20 protein-coding genes are annotated in these 24528 nt (G+C 61.2%); 10 read left to right on the top strand and 10 right to left on the bottom strand.

What is annotated here, in order from left to right:
- Positions 1–121 precede the first annotated feature (121 nt).
- The gene (dprA, locus tag OHL13_RS03750) at positions 122–1282 is read right to left on the bottom strand and encodes a DNA-processing protein DprA (protein ID WP_263408771.1); all 1161 of its coding nucleotides are present in this window, start codon (positions 1280–1282) and stop codon (positions 122–124) included.
- A gap of 114 nt (positions 1283–1396) precedes the next feature.
- On the opposite strand from dprA, the gene OHL13_RS03745 reads away from it, so the two are divergent.
- Both OHL13_RS03745 and OHL13_RS03740 read left to right on the top strand, forming a co-directional pair.
- Positions 1397–2245 (top strand): menaquinone biosynthetic enzyme MqnA/MqnD family protein, encoded by an 849-nt coding sequence (locus OHL13_RS03745; RefSeq protein WP_263408770.1) that lies wholly within the window; start codon positions 1397–1399, stop codon positions 2243–2245.
- A 52-nt stretch (positions 2246–2297) separates the two neighbouring features.
- Entirely contained in the window at positions 2298–2942 is a 645-nt protein-coding gene (locus OHL13_RS03740; RefSeq protein WP_263408769.1) for a YqaA family protein, read from the top strand.
- A gap of 17 nt (positions 2943–2959) precedes the next feature.
- Here OHL13_RS03740 and OHL13_RS03735 read toward each other — a convergent pair whose 3' ends face one another.
- Positions 2960–4189, bottom strand: a complete 1230-nt coding sequence (locus OHL13_RS03735; protein ID WP_263408768.1) for a tetratricopeptide repeat protein — start codon at positions 4187–4189, stop codon at positions 2960–2962.
- Positions 4190–4295: 106 nt separating this feature from the next.
- Between OHL13_RS03735 and OHL13_RS03730 the strand changes: the two genes are divergently transcribed.
- Positions 4296–4709 (top strand): hypothetical protein, encoded by a 414-nt coding sequence (locus tag OHL13_RS03730; RefSeq protein WP_263408767.1) that lies wholly within the window; start codon positions 4296–4298, stop codon positions 4707–4709.
- Between the two features lie 11 nt (positions 4710–4720).
- On the opposite strand, the gene OHL13_RS03725 is transcribed toward OHL13_RS03730, so the two are convergent.
- Positions 4721–5467 carry a tetratricopeptide repeat protein gene (locus tag OHL13_RS03725; protein WP_263408766.1) on the bottom strand — a complete coding sequence of 249 codons (747 nt, stop codon included), beginning with the start codon at positions 5465–5467 and terminating at the stop codon, positions 4721–4723.
- Between the two features lie 121 nt (positions 5468–5588).
- Between OHL13_RS03725 and OHL13_RS03720 the strand changes: the two genes are divergently transcribed.
- Positions 5589–6053, top strand: coding sequence for an SET domain-containing protein (locus OHL13_RS03720; RefSeq protein WP_263408765.1), 465 nt, complete (start codon positions 5589–5591; stop codon positions 6051–6053).
- 4 nt (positions 6054–6057) lie between these two features.
- On the opposite strand, the gene OHL13_RS03715 is transcribed toward OHL13_RS03720, so the two are convergent.
- Positions 6058–6534 carry a winged helix-turn-helix domain-containing protein gene (locus tag OHL13_RS03715; RefSeq protein ID WP_263408764.1) on the bottom strand — a complete coding sequence of 159 codons (477 nt, stop codon included), beginning with the start codon at positions 6532–6534 and terminating at the stop codon, positions 6058–6060.
- A gap of 208 nt (positions 6535–6742) precedes the next feature.
- Positions 6743–8218 carry a carboxylesterase/lipase family protein gene (locus OHL13_RS03710; protein WP_263408763.1) on the bottom strand — a complete coding sequence of 492 codons (1476 nt, stop codon included), beginning with the start codon at positions 8216–8218 and terminating at the stop codon, positions 6743–6745.
- Between the two features lie 147 nt (positions 8219–8365).
- Here OHL13_RS03710 and dnaX point away from each other — a divergent pair, with 147 nt between their 5' ends.
- From dnaX to OHL13_RS03690, 4 genes are all read left to right on the top strand, one after another.
- Positions 8366–10426: a DNA polymerase III subunit gamma/tau gene (gene dnaX, locus OHL13_RS03705; RefSeq protein ID WP_263408762.1), complete on the top strand. Its 2061-nt coding sequence runs from the start codon at positions 8366–8368 to the stop codon at positions 10424–10426.
- Positions 10427–10467: 41 nt separating this feature from the next.
- A complete protein-coding gene (locus OHL13_RS03700) occupies positions 10468–10800 on the top strand; it encodes a YbaB/EbfC family nucleoid-associated protein (protein WP_263408761.1) in 333 nt (110 codons plus the stop codon).
- A complete protein-coding gene (gene recR / locus OHL13_RS03695; protein WP_263408760.1) occupies positions 10801–11400 on the top strand; it encodes a recombination mediator RecR in 600 nt (199 codons plus the stop codon). It begins immediately after the preceding gene.
- Between the two features lie 346 nt (positions 11401–11746).
- A complete protein-coding gene (locus OHL13_RS03690; RefSeq protein WP_263408759.1) occupies positions 11747–13483 on the top strand; it encodes a leucine-rich repeat domain-containing protein in 1737 nt (578 codons plus the stop codon).
- Between the two features lie 2 nt (positions 13484–13485).
- Here OHL13_RS03690 and OHL13_RS03685 read toward each other — a convergent pair whose 3' ends face one another.
- Both OHL13_RS03685 and gpmI read right to left on the bottom strand, forming a co-directional pair.
- Complete coding sequence (locus OHL13_RS03685; protein ID WP_263408758.1) at positions 13486–15870, bottom strand: carbohydrate binding family 9 domain-containing protein; 2385 nt, start codon at positions 15868–15870, stop codon at positions 13486–13488.
- A 156-nt stretch (positions 15871–16026) separates the two neighbouring features.
- Positions 16027–17640: a 2,3-bisphosphoglycerate-independent phosphoglycerate mutase gene (gene gpmI / locus OHL13_RS03680; RefSeq protein ID WP_263408757.1), complete on the bottom strand. Its 1614-nt coding sequence runs from the start codon at positions 17638–17640 to the stop codon at positions 16027–16029.
- A gap of 30 nt (positions 17641–17670) precedes the next feature.
- Here gpmI and OHL13_RS03675 point away from each other — a divergent pair, with 30 nt between their 5' ends.
- On the top strand, positions 17671–18840 hold the full coding sequence (locus OHL13_RS03675) for an acyltransferase family protein (protein WP_263408756.1): 1170 nt from the start codon (positions 17671–17673) through the stop codon (positions 18838–18840).
- Between the two features lie 3 nt (positions 18841–18843).
- On the opposite strand, the gene OHL13_RS03670 is transcribed toward OHL13_RS03675, so the two are convergent.
- Both OHL13_RS03670 and eno read right to left on the bottom strand, forming a co-directional pair.
- On the bottom strand, positions 18844–19398 hold the full coding sequence (locus OHL13_RS03670) for a DUF2059 domain-containing protein (RefSeq protein ID WP_263408755.1): 555 nt from the start codon (positions 19396–19398) through the stop codon (positions 18844–18846).
- Between the two features lie 27 nt (positions 19399–19425).
- The gene (eno, locus tag OHL13_RS03665; RefSeq protein WP_263409119.1) at positions 19426–20718 is read right to left on the bottom strand and encodes a phosphopyruvate hydratase; all 1293 of its coding nucleotides are present in this window, start codon (positions 20716–20718) and stop codon (positions 19426–19428) included.
- A gap of 324 nt (positions 20719–21042) precedes the next feature.
- Here eno and OHL13_RS03660 point away from each other — a divergent pair, with 324 nt between their 5' ends.
- Positions 21043–21927 (top strand): TrbI/VirB10 family protein, encoded by an 885-nt coding sequence (locus OHL13_RS03660; RefSeq protein ID WP_263408754.1) that lies wholly within the window; start codon positions 21043–21045, stop codon positions 21925–21927.
- A gap of 80 nt (positions 21928–22007) precedes the next feature.
- Here the strand turns inward: OHL13_RS03660 and OHL13_RS03655 are convergent, their stop codons facing one another.
- Complete coding sequence (locus OHL13_RS03655) at positions 22008–24470, bottom strand: serine/threonine-protein kinase (RefSeq protein WP_263408753.1); 2463 nt, start codon at positions 24468–24470, stop codon at positions 22008–22010.
- Between the last annotated feature and the right edge of the window lie 58 nt (positions 24471–24528).

Here is a 24528-nt window from a genome sequence, read left to right as displayed (position 1 = left end):
GCGGCCAACTCTCGCTTAATACTGTTGGAGAACCTAACACGGCTCCCGGCCCTGCGGTCAAATGGGCAGCATGGCTCCTTCGACGCTTCGCAGAGGAAAACGTAACGGAAGCCCGAACGGTTCAGACCATCACACGGACGTAGTTCTTGCCCGGTAATTGCCGCACCTGCCCTGCTAATTCCAACTCAAACAATGCCGCAAAAATCTCGGCCGAACCAAGCGATCCTTCCAGCTTTTCAATCAGTTCATCCAGTTGAAGGGCATTGTCCATGGTCAGAGCGCCGAGCACCTCAAGCTCCTGCTCCCCCAACCCTGCCAGCCTTCCTGCACTCTGTGGGCTGTCTTCGGGGAATAAGGATGCGGCTCCCCCCGGTGAAGATTCATCCCCGGCCGCTAATTGCACCCGGACATGGCTCGGCAAACCCTCCCAAATGTCTTCCCATGTTGCAGTTAGCGCCGCTCCCTGTTTGATCAGCGTGTTCGGCCCCCAGGCGTTCTTATTGGTCACGTTACCCGGCACCGCGTAGACATCCCGCCCCTGGTCAATGGCGCACCGGGCCGTTACCCGCGTGCCGGAATACTCCCCGGCCTCCACCACCAGTACACCCACGCTCATCCCGCTCAAAATCCGGTTCCGGACCGGAAAGTTCTGCGGTGCGGGAAAGGTCCCAAGCGGGTACTCACTCAGGATCGCACCGCCCTTCTCCAGTATCTCCTCCGCCAGCCGCTTGTTCTCCTTCGGGTAGATCACATCCACCCCGGTTCCCCACACGGCCACCGTCTTTCCACCGGCCAGCATCGCCCCCTTGTGCGCGGCCGTATCCACTCCGCGGGCCATGCCGCTCTGGATCACCAGACCTCGCGCCGCCAGGTCGCGGCTCAATAATTCCGCCATGCCCTGCCCATAGGTCGAAGGGTGCCGTGTTCCCACCACGGCAATGCCCGGCAGGTTCAGAATCGTGGGATCGCCCCGCATCCACAGCACCGCGGGCGGGTCATAAATCTCTTTCAGCCGCTGCGGATAGTGCTCATCCTCCGGCGTCAGGAAGGCCGCTCCGGCCTCCTCCGTTTTGCGAATCTCCGCCTCGGCTGCGGTCAGTGCGCGGCCATCGGCGACAAACTGTGCCGAGGCCGCAGGCAGGCCCAGCCCCTCCAACCCGGTCAGCGGCAGGCTCAGCAGCCGCGCAGCGTCTCCAAGGCGCTGCATGGCGCGCCAGCTACGGATCGCTCCCATCCCTGGGGTCAACACCAGTGCCATCCACGCCAGACGGGCGTCAGTCATGCGTGCATTCATATCCAGCTCAGCTCCTGCACAGCGTTTTGTAGCCACCTTACACCATGCCCTCGCGTGACACCCATCACACCGGACAGGCCGTTCTTCGATAAACTTGGAACTGTGGGACGTTTACGCATTTCGGCGATCAGTTTTCTCAATCCCGCTCCCCTGCTGTACGACTTCGAGCACTCTCCGAAGCGCGATGAGCTGGCCAGCCGGTATGACATTCACTACACCCTGCCCTCGCAGTGCGCGCGCGAACTGGCCGAAGGCGAAGCCGACCTTGGCCTGATCCCGATTGCAGCGCTCGGCAGCATTCCAGACCTTCTCGTCGTGCCCGGCTGCACCATCGCCTCCCTCCGCCGCGTGCGCTCCATCCAGATCGTCAGCCGGGTTCCTCTCGACAAGATCAGGACCCTGGCCGCGGACACCTCGTCGCGTTCCTCGGTGGCATACTCCAAGGTGCTCTTCCGTCACTTCCTCGGCACAGACCCCGAGTTCAAACCCCACGCCCCCCTGGTCGACACCATGCTGGAGAGCGCCGACGCCGCCCTTCTGATCGGCGACCCTGCCCTGGTGGCCAGCGAATCGCACCCGGCCATCGAGATGCGCGCGGACCAGCGGCTTTACTGGTATGACGTCGCCGATGAGTGGACCACACGCACCGGCCTGCCCTGGGTAGCCGCCATATGGGCCCTGCGCGGCGAGGCGCTGCCGCAGACCGACTCAAAACTGCTCATCGACGACCTGACGGCCTCACGTGACGCCGGTATGGCCCATATTGACGAGTTGGTGGCGCACTGGAAGACACGCATCGCCGTCTCCCAGCCGGTCATCCGCACCTACCTGACCGAGAACATCCATTACGTGCTGGACGACCGCTGCATTGAAGCCATGAAGCTCTTCTTTGAGCTGGCCGCGGCCACCGGAGCCATCCCCGCCCCGCCTCCGCTGCGGTTCGTCGAATAACTTTTCCTCGTCCTACGAGAACTTTGTACGGCAGGTTGACGTCCTAGCAGGTATGAGCCTGCAGGCCGCCCATCCGCATCGTGGATTACTCCAACTGGTTGCAGGGATGGGGATGGCAGGTCTGTTCCTGCTGGCGACACTGGACTCATCGTTCATCCCGCTGCCGATTCCAGGCGCAACCGATCTCCTTCTGGTGATTCTTGCGGCACGGCACCATGCGTGGCTCGGGATCTCTGTGGTCGCTTCGGCGGGCGCCATGGTGGGTGGCGGCATGACCTACCACCTGGGCAAAGCGGGCGGAATGCGTGCTCTCGAAAAATACGTCCCAAAGAAGTATCTGAAGGACATCACCAGTTGGACAGAGAAAAGGGGCTTTCTGGCCGTGGCCGTGCCGGCTCTGCTGCCGCCCCCTGTGCCGCTGACCCCTTTCCTGATCGCGGCAGGAGTTCTGAGGGTTCCCCAGAAAAAGTTCTATGCCGCCTTTGCCCTGAGCCGGATGATCCGGTATGGATTGGCCGCATGGCTTGGCTACCGCTACGGCCGTCCCATTCTGCATGTATGGACAAAATTTTCCCGGGAATGGTCCATGCCCCTGCTGATTGCTCTCTGGGCGGTCATCATCGTCGCGTCCGCATGGGGCATCTACAAGCTGATCAAGCGCGTACGCAGCGAGGCACACGAACACATCTCCGCCTAGAGCGTATCGGCTGAGTTCTACTTCCCGGTGAACGGCTTCTTCAGATACTTCCGCGCATCGTCGGCCTGCGTCTGGTCGCCCACCGGGGCTGACGCCAGTTGATACTGCCGCACGGCGTCCGCGCGACGCCCCAGCAAGTCCAGCATCTGGCCCGCGTTGAGCTCCGCACGCTTCTTCACCCAGTCGCTGACGCCATTGGTCGATGCCGCGGCCAGGTAGTGGTCCGCCGCATTCTGAACCAGGTTCTGCCCGCGCTCGGCCTCGGCCATGCCGTAGTACGCCATGTGCAGCCGCGGCTCATTGAAGTAGCCCTTCTTGTTCGCATCGGCAATCACCGTACGGTAGGACTCCACGGCGCGCATGCCGGTGCCGCCATCCTTCAGCAGGTTGGCTTCTTCCAGCCGGAACAGGTAGTCATGCGGATACTGCGTCACCAGGGTCTGCGTTACCCCCAGTGCCTCGGCATAGCGGCCATCGTGCCGTAGAAAAAGGCTGAGCGCCGTGCGGGACTCCACGCTGGTCACCGTGCCATGCGCCGCGCAGTCGCGAAGCATATCCAGCCCTTTTTCCTTGTTGCCGCCCACACCGAACACACCCACCATAATCCGGACAAAGCGAGGCAGGCTGGCCACGGCAAACTGCTGAATCCCCATCGCCATCTTCGCGTCCACGTACTGCGGATCGATCTTCAGCACATCCTCAGAGTCCGAACGGGACGATAGCCCCTCTTTCGCCGCCTTGGTAAAGGAGTGGTCCACCAGCGTCGCAAACGAAGCATGCATTCCCCGGGCATAGCCGCGCGCAAACAGGGCGTCCTTGTCCCGGGGATTCGCCTTGAGACGGCGATCGGCGAGGTCCACAGCCTTGCTGGTCAGCTCTTCAATCCGCTGCCGCGCCGCCGGGCTCACATTGGTCTCACGCTTGTTGAAGATAAAGCTGTCGTGCGCGTAATACGTCGTGTCCAGCAGGTCCTGCCGGTACAGCTCGCGGTACAGCGTGACCAGCAACTGGTACCCGACAGCCATCGGGTCGTCCTGGTGCGCCTCCTGAACCTTGTCGAACCGCTGCAAAGCGGTATCGTAGTCCAGGTTGTAGAACGCCTGGAACCCTTCCCGTACCGTCGGATCAAGATTCAATGGGTTGGTGTGATAGGTCTGCGACCACCCGGACTGCGATATCGCCAGGACACATACCGCTGCTACACTTGCCACCACGTTGCGCACGCTCATCAGACTCCATCTCATCATCAAACACGCCTTTTTGTCTTGACCATCCACTGCGGGCGGCCTAGGGTTAGGGGCATTGCCGTACCTGTAGTTGGACGCACCTTCTGCCCATATGACGCGGTTTGAATTGCTGACTTTGCTTGTGGGGAAAGCCCGTACCAACGGTTTCCCTTTTCGAAAGTGGTACTCCAGCCGCCTCGGTCTGCCATGGACCGGTGGCGACGACGCCATAGCCACCCTGTGTGAACAGCGCCGCTACTACGCACTGCTCTTCTCACACGAGTTCGCGCACGCCTTCTGGAAGCCCGGGGAGCCCATCACCTTCCAGGTGCCCTCGCAAAGCTTCCAGCGCCGCATGGCCGACGGAACCATCGGCACGGTCAATCGCAAGCCCTACACCCGCCGCTCAGCCCGTTCCGACGCCTGGAAGTACCACCTGCGCGAGATGGCCATGGCTGAAGAACCACTGCGCTACATGCGCCGCTACCTCAATATCGAAGAAGACTTCGAAGACCCCGCGACGGCAGAGACAAAAAGTTAGCCGCAGCCGGCCTACTTCAACTCCGCCAGTGCCTTCTGTGCAGCCTTCTTGTCCTTCGGCTCGGCATCAGCCTTCAACACGGCCTCGTAGTGCTGCTTCGCCTCATCCTTCTTGCCCAGCTTTCGCGCCATGTCCCCGGCGCCAAGATGAGCTTCCGGGTCATCGGAGAACTGCTCCAGCGCGTCCAGGTAACGGCCATACGCTCCCTCGAAGTTGCCATCCTTGCGGTAGAAATCCGCGACCTTCAGGTCCTCGTCAAACCGCTGTTCCGGAGTCAGCTTCTTGGTAATCTCACCACGGCTGCCCATGTCCTTCAACTTGATGCCCGTCGGAGTCGCCGGGCCGGCATCTTCATCCTCGGGCGAAGCATTCGAATTGTTCGGGTTGCTCGAACTCTCACCCGCCGGCGCTGAAGACGAGGAAGAAGGCGCGTCGCCCGGCGTTGGAGCATCCTCTCCGGGGAACGGAAAGCTCTTCTTTACATCCGCCGGAGTCGTCGCCGGCTTCCGGGCCGAAGGAGCATCAGCCTGCGGAGCATCCGTGTCCTTGCCCTCGGCTGCCTTACGCGACTCATCCTCGGGGAAGGGAAAGGCCTGCTTCACATCCTTCGGCGATTGCGGAGTACCCGTCTTCGGCTTCGCATCCTCGCACGCCACCGGCTTGCCTGCCGCATCCTGGCAGGGCCTGGCAGGCTGCGGCTGTTGCGCCCAGCAGGCACTGCTCAACACCATCACCGAACTCAGAACCATCCAACGCATACAAGAAATTAGACGCTACAAACGCCTGTCACGCTACTGCTTCCGTTGCCCAATGCAGCGTGACACCACCGCGCCATAAAACCGTGCTACTCTCTCCCAACGGGGACACCTCAAACGATCTATGCCAGCGACGCTTCTCATTCGCTCCAGCTCTATCCACGCCGCCGGTTGTTACACCACCACGCCCATCCGCAAGGGCGCGCGTGTCTGCGAGTACGACGGCCCACGCATCAGCAAAGATCTCGCTGACGAACGCTATGCCGACCGCTTTGTCACGTATCTGTTCGGTGTAGGTGATCGCAATACCGTCATCGACGGCTTTGGCGCGGCCATGTTCATCAATCACTCCTGCAATCCCAACTGCGAGACGCAGGAGGAGGACGAGCGCGTCTTCGTCGTGGCGCTGCGCAATATCGCCGCGGGAGAAGAACTGACCTACGAGTACAACCTCTATGACTCCGACGACGAGGAACAGCCCTGCTACTGCAGCGCCACCAACTGCCGCGGCACCATGTTCAGCGAAGAAGAGGTCAAGCGCCGCAAACGCCTCGCAGCCCGTCGCATGGCCAAAGTAGCCAGAGCCTGACGCTCTAGCCTACGCGCATCCGCGTGTAGGCCTGAAGCGCCAGACTCATCCTGCTCCACCAGGCGCGAATCGTCCCCTGGCGGTCTGCTTCCTCGAGCTGCCCTGCCGCAACAGATATTTGCACCCGTTGTGGCGGACGCTTTTTCAAAGATTTCTCCGAGATGGAGCAGTACGCTTCGGCGGCGATCCGGTATCCAAGCCGGGGAACCGTCTCGATGTACTCTTCCCCGCTCGCCAGCTTGCCGAGAGTGCGCCGCAGGGTAAACATGGTTTGCAACAGGGTGTGCTCCTCGACGCAGACATCCTTCCAGACCTCATTCATCAGGCCTGTTTTACTGACGATCTTGCCGTCAGCACGAAGCAATGCATGCAACAGGTCAAGCTGCCGCGAAGTCGCTTTGACTTTGCTTCCCTTGCTTGTCAAGGATCTCGTCTCTGCCTCGAAGACATAGTCCCCAAAGAAGTAGGTTGTTCCGTGCATAACAAACTCCAGGAAAAGACTGCAATTTATTTCTCTACATTCGCTGTCAGTTCTCGTTCACGAAAGACTTCCCCACTTTTCAAGACGCGGAGTAGTCCATCCCATTTTGGAAGATCATCCTACCGGGAAAGATTAAAATTTGTAATTACAACTTTTAGGGACTGTACGTGAAGGTAATCCGCATTCCTCCCTGCGGGTACCCTCCCCCTTACCCCGCCGGCGCTCCCTCCAGCAGCCCTTCCCACAGGCTCAGTTCCTTTTCCTGCGGCATCGTCTCCACGCGGCTGGCCACATCCAGCACCATCGTCTTCCTCTCCCTCACCTCGAACCCCGGCCACAGGGGTGCACCTTCCAGCTTCGGCGTCTCTCCGCGAATAAAGCCAAGCCAGGCGGCATGCACCCGCTGTGCCATCGCGGCATCCACCGCCGCATCCACATTGTTCGCCTGCGGACGCTCCCACGTGAGATGCAGATCAAACCCATGGGGAGAGGTTCCCGCCAAAGCCCCGCCCGTCTGCGGGTAGTCCAGCCGGTACATATAGACCTCCGCGCCGCCACGCGCGACAGCCTCGGCCACACGCACAGTCGGCACCCAGTACTCTTCCGCCGTCACCGCCCGCACATGCCGGGCATCCGTCTCCATCTGCGGATACACCGCTTCATACCGTCCATAGACGGGCGCAAACCTTTCCAGGGACAGGTTCGACAGCTCCGCCTGCACTGGCTCCTTGCCGGGATGCGCTCCGATAAAGGCCGCGCTCTCATCGCGATTCGTACCAATCAGCACCCGGCGTCCTTTGGCCAGCCGCTCCACTCCCTCCAGGGGAACAATGGGGAGAAGCATCCCATCGGCCTGCGCCCGCAGCGGATACTTCCACCCCGGCCACTGCGCGAGAAATGCCGTCTGCCGCGCCAGAAGCTTCCCGCTTTCCACGGTTCCAATCTCATCCTCGCCGCTCTTGTCCCAGAACGCCCCGAACTCCTCGCCTACCTTGTGCGAAGCCTCCAGACTGAAGCAGCGGTCTTCCCCTCCGCTCTGCGAGATCGCCTGCCGGAACAACCCCGTCGCCTGCTCGCTGGCCAACAGCAGGTCCACGATCTTGGCCCCAGCCGATTCGCCACCAATGGTCACCCGTGACGGATCGCCGCCAAAGGCCGCGATATTCGTCTTCACCCAGCGCAGCGCCTCAATTGCGTCCCGGAGACCGTTATTCGCGCTGCCACGATAAGCCTTGCCGAGCATCGGCTCCATCTCCAGGAACCCGAAGACGCCCAGCCGGTAGGCGATCGTGACCACCACCACGCCTTCCCTTGCAAAGTCGCGGCCATCAAACATCGGGTCGGAAGACCGTCCCCCGGTCATGCCGCCGCCATGGATCCACACATAGACCGGATGTGGTCTTTTCTCTGCCGGAGCCCACACATTCAGGTACAGGCAATCTTCGCTGACTCCGCTGCCGGGTTGCATGGCCGCCGCTGCAAATGACTTTGCCTGCCGTACCCCCTTCCATGGCTTCACCGGCACCGGAGGCCGGAAACGCAATGTGCCAACCGGAGGCTCGGCAAACGGAACCCCGCGGAAGACACGCACTCCTCCCTCCAGGACTCCCTCGACCTCTCCTGCCTGCGTCTTCGCCACCACCGGAGTCAGACTTGCCCACGATGGCATCGCAACCGCCGCCATCGTCAATCCAAGAAACTTCCTTCGCGTTACCTGCATTCCGCCACCCGTCTTCCGCGAAATTCTATCCGCTCCCTGACTCATCCCACACCCCGCAACTTCTGTCCCCACCTCTCCACACCCCGTGCGGCGATACAATCAACGCCAGTAATGGCCTACCAGGTTCTCGCCCGAAAGTATCGCCCTCTCCGCTTTGCCGACGTGGCCGGACAGGACCACGTCACCCGGACGCTGATCAATGCGCTCGAGCAGCAGCGCATCGCCCACGGCTACATCTTCTCGGGCCATCGCGGCATCGGGAAGACGACCATCGCCCGCATCCTGGCCTCCGCGCTGAACTGCCGTAACACCATCGGCTCCGCCGAACGGCCCACCGCCGAGCCCTGCCTGCAATGCGACTCCTGCATCGAAATCCGCCAGGGTAACGCCGTCGATGTCATCGAAATCGACGCGGCTACCAACCGCGGCATCGACGAGATCCGCGAGCTGCGCGACGCCGCCCGCTACCGCCCGGCCCGCGACAAGTTCAAGATCTACATCCTCGATGAGGCGCACCAGATCACCGATGCCGCCTTCAATGCCCTTCTCAAGACGCTGGAGGAGCCACCTGACCACATCGTCTTCATGATGGCGACCACCGAGCCGGAGAACATCCCGCAGACCATCCGCTCCCGCTGCCAGCATTTCAGCTTCCACGCCGTGAAGCATGACGACATCCTGGCCGAGCTGCGCGGCATCGCCCAGCACGAAGGTGTCATTGCCGATGACACCGCGCTTGCCCTGCTGGCCGAGGCCGGCGACGGCTCCATGCGCGACGCCCTGTCCATCATGGACCAGGCCATCGCCTCCGCCCCGATCGCCGACGGCAAGCCCGTCCTCGACGGCTCCCAGATCCGCGACCTGATGGGCTCGGTACCCAACACCGTCTTTGAAGAGATCCTTGAAGCCGTCAGTGCCAACCAGTCAGCCGTGGTCATCCAGACCGCTGCCCGCCTTTTGGACGCCGGAAACTCGCCCACGCAGATCTCCCGCCAGTTCGTCCGCTACCTGCGCAACTGCGTCGTCGCCAAGATCGCCAACCTGACCGAAGAGAACAACCAGACCGACCTCCTGCAGATCAGCGTGGACGAACGCAAACGGGCTGCTCGCAGCGCACAACTCTTTTCAGAAGAAGAGTTAACGAGATTTCTTCAAGTTATACTTCGGACATTTGACGACCTCGGCTTCCGTCAGGAACCGCGTTTCCATCTCGAATTGGGCCTTCTGAAACTGGTCCACCTGCAGCGCCTGCTCCCGGTCGAAGACCTGCTCAGCGCCCTTCCGACCAGCGCCGCAAAGCCGGGTGTTGCCCCTGCATCCCCACGCCCCACGCCACCTCCCGCGCGCCCCACTCCGGGCCTGTCATCCCGACCGGAGCGCAGCGGAGTGGAGGGATCGGCATCGCCAGCCGCCCCGGCCAAGCCGGCCTTCTCCCCCTTTGAGACCGATCGGTCTCGTAAGACGGAGATGTCCACCCGGCCGACGCTGAACAACGTCATCCCCATTGACCAGACCGCTGGCAACCTGGCCCTGGCCCCGGAACCGGTGCTGCCAGTCAAGGAACCGGGTGCCCCATATCTGGCAAAAGCAGATGTGGGAGAGCCCGCCACTGAAATATCTCCTGTCATCCTGAGCGACAGCGAAGGACCTCCTGCTCCTGAAACAGCCACGACCCCGGGTGGCCCATCCCTTGCGCAGCAAGGGGTAGACAGCTCCGCCACTGAAACCCTGGTTTCTGAAGACGAGCCATCCAGCCAACCAGCCATCCAGCCAACCGGCTCCTACGATGTTGCCGCCCTGCAAAACGCCATCGTCAATGAGCTCTCCGCCTCCAAGGGCCACAGCTCTGCCGCCGAACAGCTTGACGAGTTCACCTTCAGCATCGAAGGCAACGAGCTCCGCATCCAGACCACGCTCTCGGCCGGCATGCTGAAGCTGCTGATCAACGCCGAAGCCGAGAAGATCATCAAGACCTCGCTGCGGCTGAACGGCGCCGGCGACCTGAAGCTCATCCTCCTTCCCGGCTCAGCCGCCAACGCTGCCGCAAAGAAAGACCGTCCAGCTGCCGCCGGCTCCATCAAGGCCGCAGCCATGGAGCATCCCATCGTGCAGCAGGCGCAGAAGCTGTTCAACGCCGAGGTCCGCACCGTGATTGACCTGCGGGAAAAATAGAAACCATCCAACCAGATGACTATCCAACCATCCAACTATTTATGAACTTCTCCGACATTGCGAAGATGAAAGACATGATGGGCCAGGCCCGTCAGATGCAGGACCAGATGGAGCAGCGGCTCCAGCAGACGGTGGTCGAAGCCAGCTCCGGCGGCGGCATGGTCACCGCGAAGATGAACGGCAAGAAGGAGCTGCTGGCCCTCAAGATCGACCCGACGGCCTTCTCCTCCGGCATGGGCACCCCGGCTGACATTGAGCTGCTGGAAGACCTGATCAAGGCGGCCATCAACGAGGCCGGCCGAAAGGCCGATGAACTGATCAAGCAGGGCGTGCAGTCCGCGCTTGGCGGCCTGAACATCCCCGGACTGACCTAGATGGCCCGCTTCGCAGAACCCATGGCGCGGCTGATCGAGGAGCTGCGCAAGCTGCCCGGCATCGGCACCAAGTCCGCCCAGCGGCTCGCCTTCCATATCCTGCGCGCCAGCACCACGGACGCCGAGGCGCTCTCAAAGGCGATCCTGCAACTGAAGGCCAGCCTGCGCCTCTGCTCGCGGTGCAACAACATCACCGACATCGATCCCTGCTCCATCTGCTCCAACCCCACGCGCAACCAGCGCCTGATCTGCGTGGTGGAGGAGCCGACCAATATTGGCGCCATTGAGAAGACTCGGACTTGGAACGGCGTCTTCCACGTACTGCACGGCACGCTTTCGCCGGTCAACGGCATCGGCCCGGAACAAATCAGAACTACCAATCTTTTCAATCGCTTAGCCGATACAGAAGAAGTAATACTCGCACTTTCTCCAACCGTCGAGGGAGAGGCTACAAGCCACTACCTGGCGCAGGAGATTCACCGCATCGCACCGCAGCTCGCTGTCACCCGCATCGCCACCGGCGTGCCTGCCGGCAGTGATATTGAGTACGCCGACGAGATCACCCTAACCCGTGCGCTCGACAATCGCCGCCAGATGTAGCCTGCGGCAATCTTGACAGCCGCCATAAGCGCATGACACCTTGCTTTCAGAGCGCTTCTGGGGCGCCTCCTGTCCGCGGCAAGGGAGAGTACTCCCACCCAGCCTTCTGATCAGTAGACTGCAAGGCCCTTTCATCCGGCCCTGAGCTCAGCGGACCTGGGCGCTATCGGAAGGAAGGATCATGCCAAGACAGCTCACTTCTACGACCACCCTTGACAACTTGAAACGGGAAGCACGCCGCTGGTTGAATGCTCTGCGGCAAAATGACGCTGCCGCACACGAGCGTTTTCAGCGGGCTTATCCCAAACACGCTGGAGAACCAGTCTTACGCGACCTGCAACATGCCTTGGCGTGCGAGTTTGCGTTCGAAAACTGGAAGGAGCTCAAGTCCGCAATCCAGCGTGAAGCGGTATCGCGCACCATCGAAACCTACCAGCAGGCAGCGCAGCACTTCGTGGATGCCTACAAAGGCGATATAGGGGCGCTGGAGAATCTGAACCATTTCTACAAGCGAGTTTTTGATCTCAATGATCTAAAGGCGGAGATCTGGCGGCGCGACTATGCCTTTCGCCAGCGATCCAGCAGGGTGCCAGAGAACTATTTCCCTCTTGCAGAGGCACAGCTTCTGCTGGCGCAGGACGCGGGATTTGGGAGTTGGGAGAAATTGCTGCGTGCTCTTGAAGAGGGGCGGCCTCCGCAGGGAGCGCCATACGTCCTGGATACGAAGAAAAACGGGATTGGCTCTCGTCGCCGCATGTCGGAGTCTGACTGGGACCAGTTGATCGGCGTGATGAAGGAACGGCGTATCCCTCGCCTGACAGCAAACGGAATGATGACCGATGCTGCGCTGGCGAAGATTGCCAAGCTGGACTTCGTCACTAGTCTTGATCTTGGCGGATCGCGCGAACTTAGCGATGACGGCCTGCTGCAGCTTGCGCAGATGCCTCAATTGCAGCGCCTGAACCTGAGTGAGTATCCAGGCGGGAAGCTGACGGACCGTGGAATGGAAGTGCTTCGGCATCTTCCTGCGTTGCGCGAGTTTGAGATGACCTGGCAGTCAGGCATTACTGACCAGGGCGGATCCAACCTTCGTTTCTGTGACCAGCTTGAGATTGTCGACTTGATGGGATCTCCAACAGGAGACGGCGTGGTGGAAGCGCTGCAAGGGAAAGCGAAGCTTCGCCGGCTGAGTACAGGCAGGCTGCTGACAGATGCGGCCATTCCCTTACTGCATCAATTCCCACAGATGAAAACAAAGACAGGCATGGGATTCCGGTTGCTGCTGGATGGACCGATTACCAATGCCGGTCTTGCGATGTTTGCAGGTCTCGACGGAGTCACCGAACTCGACCTGTTCTGGCATGTTAGCCAGATCACGACAGATGGGTTCGTTCATCTGCGACAGATGTCGAACCTTGAGTTTCTTGGCTGCGATGGCAAGCTGAGTGACGACATCGCGATGCGTCACATGGGAATGCTTCCAAAGCTGAAGCGTGTAAGGATCCAGGAATCGATAGCGAGCGATGATGGGTTTGAGGCCCTGGCGAAATCCCAGACAATTGAAAACGTGTGGGGTCGTGTCAGTCCTCACTTCGGCAACCGCGGCTTTCTCGCGTTCTCGAAGATGCCTCGCCTGCGGACCATGGGCATCGGGTGCCGCAATGTTGACGATGCCGTGCTGAGCACCCTGCCGGAGTTCCCTGCGCTACGTGAACTGACGCCGATCGACTTCAACGATGATGGCTTCAAACACATTAGCCGCTGCGCCATGCTTGAACGTCTGAGTTGCATGTACTGCCGCGAGACAGGCGATGCGGCAACGGAAGCTCTCGGAGAGCTGTCGATCAGGTTCTACCACGCGGGACTTACCCAGATCACCGACTATAGTCTTGAGGTCCTGGGAAAGATGAAGAGCCTGGAACAGGTGGAATTGTATGAGTGCCTGAAGATTACCGATGCAGGATTGCCTTTCCTGGCAAAGCTGCCGCGCCTGCAGGAGGTGCATCTCGATGGTCTGCCCGGAGTGACCCTGAATGGTACGAGAGTCTTTCTTCCGCAGGTGCAGGTGTATTACTCGGCCTGAAGCTAAAACCGCAGCAGGTACGAAGCTTTGATGAAGAACTCGCGACCGTCGTTCAGGTAGTCCGTGCCGCGGGGCAGGATCGGCTGCGTGGTATCGCACTCGCCTGAGGCAAGCCTTGTGCACAGCTCATGGCTCAGGTTCTGCAGGTTGCTGTTATATCCGGCGTAGATGGCCGTGCCCGGATGCGGCAGCCAGGTAAAGAGCACTTGCGTGCTGATGTCCTTGGTGCGGGCCAGCGCGCTCAGGTCGTTGTTGGGCATCACCGAGCTGTACTGCACAATGGCGCGGAGCGAGAGCGGACGCGAGAACTGGTAGTTGATCTTGGTCCGCATCGTCTGGCTCTCATAGACCTGCTCCTGCGTGCGGGCTTCGGCGGCACGGTCCAGCAGGTAGGTATTGTCGACCGTCAGGCGGGAGATGGGCTGCAGCGTGATGGCTGCGTTCACTGTGTCGTCCGTCAGCAGTGTCGGCGCAGCTCCGCTGACCGGGTTATAGTTCACCGTCGCCCCATGGTAGGCCTGCACATTCATGGAGAGCTGCGGGACAGGCGCCGTGTGAAAGGCGATACCCCCCTTGTTCTCCGCAAAATTGGATTCACGGGGCAGAGCCGGATAGTCCTCGGGCCGGAGCGTGTCAGAGTTGCCGACGAAGACGGCAGAGATCGATGTTCCGCGACTGAATGCGAGGAAGAAGTCGTCCGTGGTGTAGCGAAAGACGCGCCGCCATTTACGGTCCCAGGCCATGCGCAGGTTGGTGTCAACACCATAGGACTGTACATGCAGTTTTTTCGCGGTGGTTCCGGTGGGATACCAGTGGACGTTCATCTGCACGTTGCTCTGGCGTACCCGGGGCACGGAGACATAGCCGGCGTCGGTCTGGAAGTTCTGCGAGAAGTCGCGGAACTGCTCCTGCAGGTAGAAGCTGCGGCCGCTGCGGGTCAGGACGAACCTGCGCGCTGGGCCGGCAGCATAGCTGCCATCGCGGCGATGCGTGGAGCTGAAGACCTGGCCACCCTGCAGCGTCCAGTGGCGGTTCATACGCCAGTTGAAATCAACTCCTCCGGTACGATTGCTTCCGCCAGCCAACGTCCTTTGCACGTACATCAGGCCGATGTTTGAGAATGGCCCAAGATCCTGAGCAACGCGGGATGCGACAGTGAAGGCACGCTTTCCTTTCAACGGATCAGTAGGCGCGACGTAGATGCCTGGAGCCCGGTCATCGATGGCCAGAAAGCCGATGTTGGTGTGCTGAATCTTACCGGTCGCGCGCGCTCCAAACTCCGGGTTGCCGATGGTGCGCGTGTACAGCTGCGTGACCACCGATTCGAAGTAGCTTGAGTTCTCCAGGAAGAACGGGCGCAACTCCGGATAGAACAGTGCATACCGCTGATTGATGCTGAACTGTGGCTGGTCGCTCTCCACCTGGCTGAAGTCCGGGTTGATAGTTCCGTCCAGCACGATGGAATCCTTCACGACCGCCTTGATGTCGCCGCCCGCGGTCCCACTGAAGTTGCGGTTGCTGAAGAACGGGTTATTCGGGTCGTTCTGGTTGAGCTGCTTTATCTTGTGACCGATCATGTAGGGGTTGATCTGGATGTTGCGCGACGACGCGCCTTCCATACCCAGAATCGAGCCCTCCTGCGTGAGCAGACCGCTGATGGAGGGCGTAACGCGCGGCCAGTAAGAGGTCTCACTGTTGCGCGGCATGCTGCGGTTCACCACCACGCCCCACTCCGGGTCTTTGGCGCGCGAACGGATGCTGCGGAAAGGGATCTCCATGATGGCGACCCAGCCCTGCGAGGTGCGGCGGGCATCGCTGTTCCAGACCAGGTCGTAGCTGTAATCAGTGCTTCCGGGCTCAGTCCAGTTGGCATCGGCCTGCACGCCTTCAGGGTTTACCTGGAAGAGCAGCCCGCGGCGGCGGTCCTGGAAGGGATCGAGCCAAAGGCCGACAACGTCGTCCGTGGTGATGTTCTCGCGGCGGGCCAGGTGGCTGCGGAGCTGATCCGGCCGGTGGTCGTAACAGATAAAAACAGCAAAGAAGGTGCTGTCAGTCCGGCCCAGCCAGACGAAGGTCATCTCCGTGGCAGGTTTGCCGTCAAAGGGAGCGCTCTGCACAAAGTTGCTGAGCCGCACCATACGCTTGCGCATCCAGTCATCGGCCTTCATCGCGGCAACGTCATCCAGCGTGGGTACCCGGTCCACTTTCGGCACGCGGACACGCAGGGCCGCTCCACGTTGAGTCGACTCATTGTAGACACGTGCAGACGCACCAGCCTGCGGCTGGGCTGGTTCCTGGCACAACGCGGGGACAACAGAAACGGCACTCAAACCAAGGCACAGAAGCAGACGTACAGTTCCCGCGAGACGGGAAGAGAGACGGGGCAAGGCTCTACCTCAACTGTTGTGAGAGTCAGGATTTTCAGTGGGACAAACAGAGACTAAAACAGCGCCCCGAGAACGGCAAGCACTGCCGAAGAGATCTATGTGGTTCTGGCGTGGCCTACCTCCACTCGAAAGTAGCGGTAGGCCCGCAAACAGAACCTACTCGGCCTTGGGCAGCACACGCATGTCGCCGCCGGTCATCTCCTTCGGCTGCGGAATGCCCAACAGACCGAGGATGGTCGGGGAGATGTCGCGCAGGGATCCGCCTTCGCGGACGCCGATCTTCCTGCCCTGGTCGGTGACCAGGATGAACGGCACAGGGTTGGTGGTGTGCGCCGTGTGCGGGCCGCCGGTGACCGGGTCAATCAGCATTTCGGCGTTGCCGTGGTCGGCGGTGATGATCCACGCGCCCTCGCGTGCCTTGATGGCCTTGTAAAGGCGTCCCAGGCAGTGATCGACGACCTCGACACCCTTGACCGTCGGTTCGATCTTGCCGGAGTGACCCACCATGTCGGCGTTCGCGAAGTTGACGACGATCACGTCGAAGGCGGTGTCGTTGACAGCCTTCTCGACCACATCCGCAATGCCCTCGGCGGACATCTCCGGAGCCAGGTCGTAGGTTGCGACCTTCTTCGACTGCACCATCTCGCGCTCTTCTCCGGCGAACGGCTTTTCAATGCCGCCGTTGAAGAAGTAGGTGACGTGCGCGTACTTTTCGGTCTCGGCAACGCGCAGGTTACGCAGTTCTGCGTTGCCCATCACGTTGGCCAGCAGGTTGTCCATGCTCTCCGGCAGCAGGTACATGGGCAGCGAGAAGTTCTTGTCATACTGCGTCATGGTGACGATGTGCAGGTTCTTCGGCACGGTAGGACGCGGAATCTCAAGGTCCAGTTCAGCGGCCTTCGGCAGCTCCAGGCCACCGTTCGCCGTAAGGTGCGAGTTGCGAGCGAGAACGCGGATGATCTGGCGGACGCGGTCGGCACGGTAGTTGAAGCAGATGACCGCATCTTCGTCCTGGATCGTCGCAACCGGCTTGCCGCCCTCGGTGACGACGAAGGGCTCAATAAACTCGTCCGTCACACCGTTGTTATAGCCCTCGCGGACACGAGCAACCGGATCTTCGTAAGCTCCGCCCTCGGCCTGCCCCTTCACCATGGCGTTGAAGGCCTTGGCCTCGCGCTCCCAGCGCAGATCGCGGTCCATGGCAAAATAACGACCGCTGACGGAGGCCAGCTTGCCCACGCCATACTCGCGGAACTTCTGGAAGAGCTCTTCCAGGTAACCCGCACCGGAACTGGGCATCGTGTCTCGGCCATCCATAAAGGCATGCACGTAGACGTTCTGCACGCCCTGCTGCGCGGCCATCTTCAGCAGCGAATACAAATGCCGCTGGTGCGAGTGCACGCCGCCGTCTGACAGCAGGCCAACCAGGTGCAGCGCGCGTCCATTGGCCGCCACATGCATTGCCTTCACCAGAGTGGGATCGGTGAAGAACTCGCCCTTGGTCACGGCCTCGTCAATGCGCACGATGTCCATGCGGACAATGCGGCCGGCGCCGATGTTCAGGTGGCCCACCTCGGAGTTGCCCATCTGTCCATCCGGCAACCCCACATAATGATCGCTGGCGCGGATAGTTGTATTCGGATATTCCGCCAGCAGGCGGTCGTAGTTGGGCTTACGGGCAAGCGCAATGGCGTTGCCTTTGGTTTCCTGACGGATACCCCAACCATCCAGAATGGTGAGGACAAGCGGCTTATTGGTGCGAGAGGCCATACTTCCCGTTATAAACTATGCGCGCCCACCATGAAATTACCGCAGCTTCGCCGCATTACCCGCGATGGAAAGTGGATACCGGAGATTGATGGCCTGCGTTTTATCGCCATCGCCTCGGTCTACCTGTTCCATATTGCCGGAGAGACCGTAGCGCGGGCCGGGCATCCGGTGGCCATTCAGTCGCGCTACAGCGCATTGACCTGGATCATCAGCAACTTCGACCGTGGCGTGCGGCTGTTTTTTGTCATCAGCGGCTTTATCCTGGCGCTGCCCTTTGCGCGGCACCTTCTGGCGCGGGAGAAGCCGGTTTCCCTGCGGAAGTTCTACCTGCGCCGTGTCACACGGCTTGAACCGCCTTATATTCTGTCCGTCATCCTGTTTACCGTACTGTTTGGCGTGTACAGCCACGGCATTACGGCTGACTTTCTGCGGCATGCGCTGGCCAGCCTCTTCTACCTGCACAACCTGATCTATGCCGACATCAGCCCGGTCAACATGGTGACCTGGAGCCTGGAGGTGGAGATCCAGTTCTACCTGCTGGCGCCGCTGTTCATGCAGGTCTTCCGTATCCCGGGAAAACATCTGCGGCGTACCCTGCTGGCCCTGGCCATCCTGGGCATCGGCCTGCTGCAGGGGCCTGTTCTGCTCAGCGCACGCGGCCGCATCAGCATTGCCTACTATGTACAGTACTTCCTGGCAGGGCTTCTGCTGGCTGACATTTACGTGCTGGACCTGGCCGGGCTTCGCGAGTCGCTGCGCTGGGATGCCATTGCCGTTCTGGTGCTGGCGGCAATGTATGAACTTCCGCATGACGCGCTCTATGCCCATATCGCACTGCCGTTGCTGCTTCCCTTCCTGTGCCTGGCCGCGCTCAAGAGCATGGTCTTCCGCAAGATCATGCGGCTGGAGTGGGTCGCCGTGCTGGGCGGCATGTGCTACAGCATCTACCTGATGCACCTGGTCCTGGTCGCAGTGCTCTTCAAGGTGACGCGCCGGCTGGTGGTCTTTGACGACTACGTCGCAAACCTGAGCACGCAGGTACTGGTGCTGACGCCACCGGTACTGCTGCTGTGCATCACCTACTTTGTGCTGATTGAACGTCCCTGCATGGACCCGCACTGGCCGGTAAAGCTGTGGCACCGTCTGACCGGACGCTCCGGGGCAGAGGTGGCAGAGCTGGATACGGCGGGAATCTCGTAGCGGCTACTTCTTCGAGCTGTTCTGCCTGGCGGCAATCTCTTCTTCGTATTTTTTCTGGGCAGCGGCAATCTCGTCCTTGTGCCGCATCGCCACTTCCAGGCCAAGCTGCTGCCCCATCTCACGGAAGCGCTTCTGGGTCTCCGCCATCATCAGGGGCTGAGCCTCCAGAAGATGCCGGCCGGCCGTGGTCTTGTAGAACGCGATCACAGTCCCCAGATCGTCTTCCGAGATGTACTCCTGGTAGACCGGAACCAGCTTGCCAAGGAAGTCGAAGCTGCCAAGAGTCCTGTTCATGTCTTCCCAGAAGCTCTCCGGGAAATACGGCGCGGAGGTCGCACGGTAGGTGCTGACCATCTGCGTCATCAGGGTCTTCATGGACTGGTCCAGGTGGGTCAGCGCGAAGTATTCCCGGATCTGCGCTTCGGTAGCCGGGTGCGCGGGCCGTATGTGCACCTCAGCGGTGGGTGCAACAGGAGGCGGAGGCACCGCGGATGTTTGCGCGGCGGCGCTCAGGCTGCAAGCGCCGCACAAAACAGCAATGGAGAGTCTGGCAAACATCCACGGTCCCTTGATGGTTCTTGCGGCTTACTCGCCGCAGTTGATCGATTCGATGCCGAGGAAGGTCGCGCCCTGGCCCAGCTCTTCTTCAATGCGGAGAAGCTGGTTGTACTTGGCGATACGGTCCGTGCGGCTGGCCGATCCGGTCTTGATCTGGCCGGCGCCGGTGGCAACCGCCAGGTCGGCGATGAAGGTGTCCTCGGTCTCGCCCGAACGGTGCGAGATGATCGAGGTGTAGCCGTAACGGCGGCCCAGCTCAATGGCCTCCAGCGTCTCGGAGATCGTTCCGATCTGGTTCACCTTGATCAGGATCGAGTTGGCCACGCCCTGCTCAATGCCCTGCTGCAGGCGGCTGGTGTTGGTGACGAACAGGTCGTCGCCCACCAGCTGTACGAAGTTGCCGACCTTCTCGGTCAGGATCTTCCAGCCAGCCCAATCGTCCTCGGCCAGGCCGTCTTCGATGGAAACGATGGGGTACTGGCGGCACCAGCTCTCCCAGAAACTTGCCATCTCTTCGCTCGACAGCTCGCGCTTGTCGCTCTTCTTGAAGACGTACTTGCCGGTCTCCTTGTTGTAGAACTCGGAGGAAGCGGGGTCGAGCGCAATGGCGATCTGCTCGCCGGCCTTGTAGCCAGACAGCTCGATGGCCTCGAGGATAACCTCGATGGCTTCAACGTTCGACTTCAGCGAGGGAGCGAAACCGCCCTCGTCGCCCACGGCGGTGTTCAGGCCCTTCTTCTTCAGCACGCCCTTCAGGGTGTGGAAGACCTCGGTGCCCCAGCGCAGAGCATCGGAGAAGCTCTCGGCGCCGACCGGCATGACCATGAACTCCTGGAAGTCCACGTTGTTGTCGGCGTGCGCGCCGCCGTTCAGAATGTTCATCATCGGCGTAGGCAGAATGCTGGCATTCACGCCGCCGAGGTAGCGATACAGCGGCAGCTTCAGTTGTGCGGCGGCGGCGCGGGCCGTTGCCATGGAAACCGCCAGGATGGCGTTGGCGCCCAGCTTGCTCTTGTTCTCGGTGCCGTCGATGGCGATCATCGTCGCGTCGATCAGGCGCTGGTTGCTGGCGTCCATGCCCGCCAGTTCGGGAGCCAGGATGCTCTCCACGTTCTCGACAGCCTGCAGAACGCCCTTGCCCAGGTAGACTTCCTTGTCACCGTCACGCAGCTCAACAGCCTCGTGCTCACCGGTGGAAGCGCCCGAAGGAACAGCAGCGCGGCCCATGGCACCGCCAGAGAGCAGAACGTCGGCTTCAACAGTAGGGTTACCGCGCGAATCCAGAATCTCGCGTGCGTGGATGGAAACAATCTCGGTCATCTCTCTCCTCAAATCTTCTTTAGACGGCGCGCCGGTGTGGCGCACGATACGGTGGGCGAGCCGGTCGTTGAGTTTGGGACGGCGATCAACGGCAATCACACTGCCGCTTGCACCGGCGATCATCTCGACTAGCTCTGCCATACGGGGAAATCTCTCGTTTCTATTGAAAATTTTAGCAGCCGAAAACCGCACAGTGGACTGACCATGCCAGGATTAACCGTGCCGTAGCAGTGTTGGCAAGCCAGATTCCCGGGTCACCACAGGCGCAACAAGCCGGGCTACGCTTGGTCTATACCATTGCGCTTCCTGCGCGTGCGAGGTTTTATGTCTGTCAAACACTCTGTATCCGCCGCTGCCCTGCTGTTGACCATTGCGCCGGTGTTCGCACAGCAGAACGGGGTCTCCGTTCCTCCCAGGGAGGACTACACGCAGGACGCGCCACAGAAGCCCAGCGCAGCCAAGCCGATGGCCTCCGTGCCTCCGGCCTTGGGTGTGGAACAGCCGGCCCCCGCACCGGCTGCCGTGGTGCCCGCCGCGGCTGTGCCTCCGCCACCGGCTGCGACGCCCGAGCCCACCCGCATTGCGGAGCTGAAATCGCACCCCGACGCCGACCCTGACAGCGGCGTGGTCACCTATGTTCCTTCTCCCAAGGGAGAGCTGCCCCAGGGCACGGTGATCCGCGTGCATCTTGAGGATGAAATTTCGACCATCAACACGCCGCTCGGCGCGCCGTTCCACGCCCGCCTGGCACAGGACGTCACCCGCGATGGCCGCGTTGTCATTCCCGCCGGCGCCGAGATGGTCGGCCGCGTTACCGAGGTCCGTGGCGGCAAGCGCATCCGAGGAGCAGCCCTGATTCACCTGGAGCCGCAGCAGATCAATCTGCCCGACGGCACGCACTTCGTGCTGCACGCGCAGGTGATTGATACGGACCAGCTCGACACGACCCGTATTGGCAGCGAAGGCAACATCGTCCGCCGCGACCACGCCAAGGGCACCCTGGCTGCCATGGCCCTGACCACAGGCGGCGCCACCGCTGCCGGAGCAATGCTGGGCGGCGGCGTAGGAGCCGTGGTCGGCGCAGGTGTTGGAGCAGCAGCCTCCACCGCCGTATGGCTCAAGCAGGACCGCCAGCTCACACTGGTCAAGGACTCCACTATCGACTTCGCGCTGAGCGTGCCGATGATGACCACGCCTCTGCACAATTAGTTCTCAGTTATCAGTTGTAAGGAAAAGCGAAGGGCCGGGAGAGATCCCGGCCCTTCCTGCTTTGTCATTCCGCGGCGCAGCTAATTCCGTACGTTACTCAGCAGCCGCTTCCAGTTCTTCTGGTTTTTGCGGAAGCTCTTCTTCAGGTCTTCCAGAATCCGCTCAAAGTCGGAATGACCGCGCAGCTTGCTCCAGGCCGGGTTGATGGAGAACCACGGGTAGTTCTCATTGCCCAGGTAAATGGCGCGGCGCAGCCAGTGCAGAGCTTCGCTCTCGTCGCCTTCCACGGCGAAGTAGGTAGCCAGGCGGTAGGCCATCTCGGAATCCGCTTCGGCGGCCGACAGCGTCTCATCCAGAATGAAGGTCGACGCCTTCTCGCGGTCGCCGAGCTGAACGTAGCACATGGCGATGGTGGGCGAAATGATACGCAGGGATGGATCGTCGGCGACAACCGACTCCATGGTCTCGACTGCTTTCTGCAACTCCCCCTGACGCATGAGCTGGTAGCCCTGCGTGATGCGCAGAAGGGCGTGGTCCGGCTGCAGGGTCAACCCCTTCTGGATCTCATCCCCCGCCAGCTCCAACTGGTTCTGGTACTGGTAGACGCGGGCGCGGTGGTTGTAGACATTGGGTGCGCCGGAGGGATTCAGTCGCAGCGCGGTCGAAAACTGGCTCAGCGCCTCTTCGTACATGCCGTCCAGCCGCAGCGTAATGCCGGCAATCGTGTGGACGTTCCACTCATTGCCAGCCGTCTGCAGCAGGTTTTCAATGCCGTGACGGACGCTCTCCTTCTCACCGCGCGACAGCAGCATGTAGACACGGTAAAGGTTCGCCTCGGTAGAGCCGGGGTCGAGCGTCAGGGCCTTGTCAAAGGCGCGGCGCGCCTCCAGCAGGTGTATCTGTCCGCCGAGCCCGTGGCGGGCGTACTGCAGTTGCGCGATGCCCAGTCCGCTCCAGCCTGCGGCAAAGTTCGGATTGCGCTTGACCACGCCTTCCAGCAGCACCAGGGCACGGTCCAGGTCGTCGCGCGAGCCGGTGCTCTGCATGAACGTGGAGAGGATGGCGCGGCCCTGCAGGTAGTCCTCCGAGGTCTCGTCGCTCATGGGAGCAACCGGAGCAGCGGTGTTGCGCTGACGCTTCAATCCGCCGAATCCCTGCAGCGATGCAAAGACCTCGTTTGAGATCTCAGTCTGCACGGCCACCAGGTCAAACGAGGCCACACTGATGGCGCCGCCGGCAAGTACGCTCTGCCCGGCGACATCCAGCAGCTGCCAGTTCATGTCAAAGCCCTTGTCCGAGCGGAGGAAGTTACCCGCCAGCACAAACTGCACCAGCAGCTTGCGGCCAATGGCCAACGGGTCAAGCTGGTGGACAGGCACGTTCATCAGGGCGCTGGTCGGCCGCACCACAAGGCCGGAGATACGCGCCAGGCGGGCCGAGATCGCATCAGCCAAAGCATGGCCGTACAGCGGCGAGACATCGCCTGCCGGGGCGAAGCTGACAAAAGGCAGAACCACGATCGAGTTCTCTTTCGGATGGTTCTCCGCGCTGTCACGGAAACGCTCCGCCAGCATGGAGAGGATGCCGGTCGACCTCTTCTCCTCTTCCTGCGGCGTTTCAATGGCACGCGCCAGCAGGTTGCCGCCCGGCACCACGACGGCCTCAAGCTGCATGGTGGTCAGGATGGTCTTCAGGCTCTCGCGCAGTTCCACGGCGGAGGCAAAACGCGCCGAGGGCTGCTTCTCCAGGCAGCGCAGAATCACGCTCTCAAGCTCCTGCGGCAACGATGGCGCAATCTCGCGGAGAGGCGGCGGATCAGAGAACTGGATGGCCCGGATGGATTGGAACTCCGGCGCATCCGGCCGATGGAACGGATGGCGTCCGGCGGCAAGCTCATACAGGATGAGTCCGAGGGCGAAGATATCGCTCTGCACACTGGACTGGCCGGTGACGAACTGCTCCGGCGCCATGTAGGCGACGGTTCCGCCGCGCGCGGTATAGGTGGGACCAGCCGGCGCATTCACATCGCGTTTATCGCCGGGTTTGACCGGATCAAAATGCATGTCATCGGCAGAAAGCCGCCGCGCCAGGCCGAAGTCCAGGATCTTGATCAGGCCACCGTCGGTCAGCATGACGTTGGCGGGCTTCAGGTCGCGATGGAAGATGCCGAGCGCGTGCGCAGCGGCCAGACCGTCGGCCATCTGCATACCGGCGGAAAGAATCAGTTGCAGGCTGGCCGGGCCCTCGGAGATCACCTTGTCCAGGCTCTTGCCGGGGATGTACTGCATGACGATGAAGGCTTCATCGTCAATTTCGCCGGTGTCATAGATGGCGCAGACGTTGGGATGGTCGATGGCGGAGGCCAGACGTGCCTCGCGCAAAACCGTCGATCGGATCTGCTCCGCAGTCAGAGCGCCGCGCTTGATGAGCTTGAGAACGACCGGACGCTGCAGCAGCGTGTCTGTGGAGAGATACACGACGCCGGAGCCGCCCGCTCCCAGCTTCCGGACGATCTCATATTGCTCGATCTGGCGTTGCTTCATGCCTTCATTATCGCAAGCGGGCTGTGGAAGGAGAGAGGCTGTTAAAAGTTGAACATTG

It is taken from the genome of Terriglobus tenax (genome assembly GCF_025685395.1).
GTDB lineage: Bacteria > Acidobacteriota > Terriglobia > Terriglobales > Acidobacteriaceae > Terriglobus > Terriglobus tenax.
This window is presented reverse-complemented; position numbering and strand designations above follow the sequence as displayed.

What these genes read in the sequence shown, in the direction of transcription:
- dprA (WP_263408771.1), bottom strand. Translation starts at nt 1,282, where the DNA reads ATGACTGACGCCCGTCTGGCGTGGATGGCACTGGTGTTGACCCCAGGG.
- OHL13_RS03740 (WP_263408769.1), top strand. Translation starts at nt 2,298, where the DNA reads ATGAGCCTGCAGGCCGCCCATCCGCATCGTGGATTACTCCAACTGGTT.
- OHL13_RS03735 (WP_263408768.1), bottom strand. Translation starts at nt 4,189, where the DNA reads ATGATGAGATGGAGTCTGATGAGCGTGCGCAACGTGGTGGCAAGTGTA.
- OHL13_RS03725 (WP_263408766.1), bottom strand. Translation starts at nt 5,467, where the DNA reads ATGCGTTGGATGGTTCTGAGTTCGGTGATGGTGTTGAGCAGTGCCTGC.
- OHL13_RS03720 (WP_263408765.1), top strand. Translation starts at nt 5,589, where the DNA reads ATGCCAGCGACGCTTCTCATTCGCTCCAGCTCTATCCACGCCGCCGGT.
- OHL13_RS03715 (WP_263408764.1), bottom strand. Translation starts at nt 6,534, where the DNA reads ATGCACGGAACAACCTACTTCTTTGGGGACTATGTCTTCGAGGCAGAG.
- OHL13_RS03710 (WP_263408763.1), bottom strand. Translation starts at nt 8,218, where the DNA reads ATGGCGGCGGTTGCGATGCCATCGTGGGCAAGTCTGACTCCGGTGGTG.
- dnaX (WP_263408762.1), top strand. Translation starts at nt 8,366, where the DNA reads ATGGCCTACCAGGTTCTCGCCCGAAAGTATCGCCCTCTCCGCTTTGCC.
- OHL13_RS03700 (WP_263408761.1), top strand. Translation starts at nt 10,468, where the DNA reads ATGAACTTCTCCGACATTGCGAAGATGAAAGACATGATGGGCCAGGCC.
- recR (WP_263408760.1), top strand. Translation starts at nt 10,801, where the DNA reads ATGGCCCGCTTCGCAGAACCCATGGCGCGGCTGATCGAGGAGCTGCGC.
- gpmI (WP_263408757.1), bottom strand. Translation starts at nt 17,640, where the DNA reads ATGGCCTCTCGCACCAATAAGCCGCTTGTCCTCACCATTCTGGATGGT.
- OHL13_RS03675 (WP_263408756.1), top strand. Translation starts at nt 17,671, where the DNA reads ATGAAATTACCGCAGCTTCGCCGCATTACCCGCGATGGAAAGTGGATA.
- OHL13_RS03670 (WP_263408755.1), bottom strand. Translation starts at nt 19,398, where the DNA reads ATGTTTGCCAGACTCTCCATTGCTGTTTTGTGCGGCGCTTGCAGCCTG.
- eno (WP_263409119.1), bottom strand. Translation starts at nt 20,718, where the DNA reads ATGACCGAGATTGTTTCCATCCACGCACGCGAGATTCTGGATTCGCGC.
- OHL13_RS03660 (WP_263408754.1), top strand. Translation starts at nt 21,043, where the DNA reads ATGTCTGTCAAACACTCTGTATCCGCCGCTGCCCTGCTGTTGACCATT.
- OHL13_RS03655 (WP_263408753.1), bottom strand. Translation starts at nt 24,470, where the DNA reads ATGAAGCAACGCCAGATCGAGCAATATGAGATCGTCCGGAAGCTGGGA.